At 77.3% G+C, this 4,332-nt stretch carries 6 protein-coding genes; 3 read left to right on the top strand and 3 right to left on the bottom strand.

Going from position 1 to position 4,332, the window contains the following annotated elements; genetic code table 11:
• The first annotated feature begins 225 nt into the window (after window positions 1-225).
• Window positions 226-792, top strand: coding sequence for a DUF2809 domain-containing protein (locus ACFUEL_RS35945; RefSeq protein ID WP_380241832.1), 567 nt, complete (start codon window positions 226-228; stop codon window positions 790-792).
• An 83-nt stretch (window positions 793-875) separates the two neighbouring features.
• Entirely contained in the window at window positions 876-1,973 is a 1,098-nt protein-coding gene (locus tag ACFUEL_RS35940; RefSeq protein ID WP_380241830.1) for a chemotaxis protein, read from the top strand.
• Between the two features lie 123 nt (window positions 1,974-2,096).
• Here ACFUEL_RS35940 and ACFUEL_RS35935 read toward each other — a convergent pair whose 3' ends face one another.
• On the bottom strand, window positions 2,097-2,843 hold the full coding sequence (locus tag ACFUEL_RS35935; protein ID WP_380241829.1) for a VIT family protein: 747 nt from the start codon (window positions 2,841-2,843) through the stop codon (window positions 2,097-2,099).
• Between the two features lie 100 nt (window positions 2,844-2,943).
• On the opposite strand from ACFUEL_RS35935, the gene ACFUEL_RS35930 reads away from it, so the two are divergent.
• Window positions 2,944-3,339 (top strand): hypothetical protein, encoded by a 396-nt coding sequence (locus tag ACFUEL_RS35930; RefSeq protein ID WP_380241827.1) that lies wholly within the window; start codon window positions 2,944-2,946, stop codon window positions 3,337-3,339.
• A gap of 87 nt (window positions 3,340-3,426) precedes the next feature.
• Here ACFUEL_RS35930 and ACFUEL_RS35925 read toward each other — a convergent pair whose 3' ends face one another.
• Window positions 3,427-3,852, bottom strand: a complete 426-nt coding sequence (locus ACFUEL_RS35925; protein ID WP_380241825.1) for a Clp protease N-terminal domain-containing protein — start codon at window positions 3,850-3,852, stop codon at window positions 3,427-3,429.
• A 104-nt stretch (window positions 3,853-3,956) separates the two neighbouring features.
• Window positions 3,957-4,332, bottom strand: a 376-nt coding sequence (locus tag ACFUEL_RS35920) for an EF-hand domain-containing protein (RefSeq protein WP_380241823.1), incomplete at its 5' end; no start/stop codon positions are given.

The following is a 4,332-nucleotide window of genomic DNA, read 5'->3' as shown; positions in this document are numbered from 1 at the left end:
CGGCCGCCCGACCACCACCCGCGGCGCGCCGGAGGGGAGTTCACCCACCGCCGTCCCGCCGTCCGCACCGCCCGGCCGGATGCACGCCACCGCCGCAGGACCGGCCCCGGCGGCACTCGCGCGCACCCCGTGTGATGGGCTGTGCGGATGCGCACCACCGAACGGCGCCCGCCGCACCGCCAGCACCCCCGTCCGGAAGGCCACCGGACGCCCCCGGAACGGGAAGTGACGCACCGTCAACCCCTCGCCCCGGAGGCTGCCCGGGAGGCCGCCCCGGAGGCCGCCCGGGAGGCCGTTCGGGGTGGCCCGCCGCGCTCGGCGGAGAGCCCGGGGGAGCGGCGGGCCCGGGTCGGCTGGCTGGCGGGCGCGGGCGCGGTGCTGCTGCTCGGACTGGCCCTGCCCGCCCTGGTGCCGGCCGCCGCGGCCGCCCTGCTCGGTGGGGCGCTGTACACCGCGCTGCTGCACACCGTGCTGATGGCCGCCGCGCCCCGCCTCGGCCCGTGGACCGCCGCCGGCACCGCGCTCGCCGCCAGTTGGGCGGTGGAACTGTTCCAGGCCAGCGGCCTGCCCGCCGACCTCGGCGAGCACAGCCGGTTCAGCCGGCTGCTCCTGGGCACCACCTTCGACCTGCCCGACCTGCTCGGCTACGCCATTGGTGCGGCGGCCGTGCTCGCCGTCCACCGGGCGCTCCGCGGCCGGGCCCGCCGCCGCGACCGCGGGCAGGGGTACGAGCGGGGGCGCGGGCGGGAGCGCCGTCCGGCCCGGCGGTTCGACGCCCCGGAGGTCAAATAGGTACATTTGGGACATTCGGGAGCAGCAGCCAGGCTTCGCGCGTCCACGCACAGAAGGCCGAACCGCCTTCGGAAAGGGTCTCCATGCACCCCGCCCTCACCCCCGCCGTCCTCGCCGAACTGCGTCGGCCCCGCCCCTATCCGGCGGTGTCCATCCTGATGCCCACGCACCGCCGCGAGCCGGACAACGCACAGGACCCGGTCCGGCTGCGCAACCTGGTGGCGGAGGCGAAGGAGAAGGTCCAGGCCGACCCCGAGGTCTCCCGCGCCGACCGGATCAACGTCCTGGAGCAGCTCGACAAGGCGGTCGCCGAGGTCGACCTGGTGCACGCCGAGGACGGCCTGGCGATCCTGGTCGCGCCCGGCGAGCACCAGGTCTGGTCACTCGGCCGCACCGCCCCCGCCCGGGTGGTCCTGTCCGACACCTTCCTCACCCGCAACCTGGTCTCCTCGCAGATCGCCGAACGCCCCTACTGGGTGCTCGCGGTCGCCGCCGACCGGGTGGTCCTGTGGGGCGGCAACCAGGAACGCGTCACCGAGGAGCAGGCCCACGGCTTCCCGCTGGTGCGCACCTACGACAACCCCGACCCCGAACGCCAGGAACGCATCGGCGACACCCCCAGCACCTTCCGCGACGAGGAGACCAAGACCTTCCTGCGCCAGGCCGACACCGCGATCGGCAAGGTCCTCGCCGCCGACCCCCGCCCGCTGTACGTGGTCGGCGACGCCCCCGCGCTCGCCCTGCTGGACGCCGTCGGCCCGATCACCAAGGCCACCACCGCGCAGATCCCGCACGGTGGCCTCGCCCAGGGCACCGCCGAGACCGTCCGCCAGGTGGTCGAACCCGCCCTGCGCGCGCACGCCGACCAGGAGATCACCGACGCCCTCGCCCGCCTCGACAAGGCCCGCGGCCGCCAGGCGTTCGCCGCCGGGATCGACGAGGTCTGGCAGACCGCCACCGAGGGCCGGATCGCCCTGCTGGTGGTCGAGGAGAACTTCCGCACCACCGCCCGCGACGACGGCGACCACCTCGTCCCCGCCGAGGACGGCCAGGACGGCGCCCGCGAGGACGTCGTCGACGAGGTCGTCGAACGCGCCCTCGACACCGGAGCCACCGTCAGCTTCGTCCCCGACGGCACCCTCTCCGACGCCGGCCGGATCGCCGCCGACCTGCGCTACTGACCCACCCCGCGCCCCCCGGGGGCCCGCACCGGACACGCGTCCCGGTACGGGCCCCCACGTGCACCCCGCCGCGTGCCCCCCCGCATGCACTCCCCGCGTGCACCCCGCCCGGCCCGGCCCGGCTCAGCCCGTCGAGGCCCCCAGCAGCACCCCCACCGCGTACGTCACGCCCATCGCCACCCCGCCGCCCAGCACGTTGCGCAGCACCGCCCGGCGCGGGTCCGCCCCGCCCAGCCGGGCACTCGCCCAGCCCGTCACCACCAGCGCCGCCAGCACCGCCAGCACCGTCACCCACACCCGCACCGACTGCGGCGGCAGCACGATCGCCAGCAGCGGCAGCAGCGCACCCACCGTGAACGCCGCGAAGGACGCCCACGCCGCGTGCCACGGATTCGTCAACTCGTCCGGATCGATGCCCAGTTCGGTCTCCGCGTGGGCCGCCAGCGCATCGTGCGCGGTCAACTGCACCGCCACCTGCCGGGCCAGCTCCGGATCCAGCCCCTTCGCCTCGTACAGGCCCGCCAGCTCGGCCAGCTCCGCCTCCGGCGTCAGCCGCAACTCCTGCCGCTCCAGCGCCAGCGCCGCCTGCTCCGCGTCCCGCTGGGTGCTCACCGACACGTACTCGCCCGCCGCCATCGACAGCGAACCCGCCAGCAGACCCGCCAGACCCGCGGTCAGCAGCTCGGCGGACGAGGCGTTCGCCCCCGCCACGCCCACCACCAGCCCCGCCGTCGACACCACACCGTCGTTCGCCCCCAGCACCGCTGCCCGCAACCAGTTCAACCGCCCGCCCAGCCCACCCCCGTGCGCCTCGTCGTGGTCCGGCGGCGGCGGAACGGGGCCCGTGCCCCGGGTGCGGGAAGCGCTCATGCCGCCAGTCTGCCCGCCCGGCCCCGATCCACCCCGCAGCCCCGGCGGGACGCCGGAAAACGCGTTGCCGCAGGTGGTGACGGTGCGTCAGGATGCGGGCATGTGCTTCCGAGGAGGGACGGGCAGCCGGCACCACGTGTGCCTGCCCTGCCGGGCGTCCTACAAGCGGCACGGGCAGCGAACGGAGACCTGCCCGCGCTGTCGCGGCCCGCTGATCGACGCCGGGCAGGACCTGCACGTCCCGCGCCGCTCCGACACCGCCGCCTGGCGGGCGCTCACCGCGCTGCTGCAGTCCGGCGTCCGGTTCGCGTCCGGCTGCTGCGACGGGCCCGGCTGGCGGCCGCGCACCCCGCGCGAGGTCCGCGAACGACTCGCCGCCTCGGCCGGTACCGGCCTGCCCGTCGCCGAGGCCCTCACCACCCGGGAGGTCGACGACCTCGCCGGGAGCAGACGCGCCGCGAGCCGGGTGCCGAAGGCCGGCCGGCCGCCGCGCTGACGGACGGGCCGGACGGCTTCGCCGAGGGTGCTCGCCGCCCCGGCCGGCCGGTGGCGCGGCCCGGCCGGGCAGCGGGGGCGTCGGAGGTCAGCCGGCCGCCGCGCTGAGCAGTTCGCGGTGCGCCCGCCGGGTCGTCAGGCCCAGCGCGTGCAGCGCCAGGCGGCCCGGCCCGGTCGGCTCGCACTCCAGGACAGCCAGCGGCAGGCGCGCCGCCAGCGGGCCCGGCCCGTCGCCGGCCAGCCGGGTGAGGACGTCGCCCGCGTACCGGGACAGCGGGGGGAACTCGCCCGCCGGAACGGGGAAGCGCGACCAGGTGTGCGACGCCAGGACCTGCTCGACCGCCTCCGCCAGCGCGCCGGGCTCGACGCCCGGCACCCGGCCGGGCAGCGCCAGCAGCAGGTGCCCGGTGGTGACCTCGTTGTGGCCCCGGGCGACCGCACCGGCGCGGGCCGCGTCCAGCAGGTCGTCCAGCGCGTAGGGGCCGTCGGGAGCGTCGGGGGTGTGTTCCGTCATGCCGGTCAGGCTCCCCCGGGCGCGGGCGCCCGGTCAACCCGGAACCGCCGCCTCCGTCGGCCTCCGCCGCCTCTGCCGGCCCCCACCGGCGGGCCGGGAAGCCGTCAGAGCGTGGTGGGGGCCGGGTCGCCCTGCGGGCTGCCGGTCCACCAGTTGCCCGGGGCGGCCGGGTCGCGGCTGGTCCAGTACTCGATGATCGCGCTCTCGAACTCCGCGGCGGACAGCGCGCCGTCGCCGTCCCGGTCCAGGTGCGCGAAGGCGGCGTCGGCGTCGCTGCGGCGCAACTGCGGGAAGTGGCCGCGCTGGAAGGCGAAGAACTCGTCCGCGTCGACCCGGCCGCTGCCGTCCGCGTCCGCCACCGCGAGGAAGGCCCGGGCCAGCGCCCCGAGCGTCGCCGCCGCGGCCGCCGGGTCGTCGGCCAGCGAGGCGGTGGACGCCAGGAACTCCGCCCGGCCCATCGCCGCGGCCCCGGCGGGCAGG

Origin of the sequence: Kitasatospora sp. NPDC057198 (genome assembly GCF_042670125.1) — a bacterium.
In the GTDB taxonomy this organism is placed as follows: domain Bacteria; phylum Actinomycetota; class Actinomycetes; order Streptomycetales; family Streptomycetaceae; genus Kitasatospora.
Note: the sequence above shows the minus strand (reverse complement) of the source record. Positions and strands in the feature narration are given on the sequence as shown.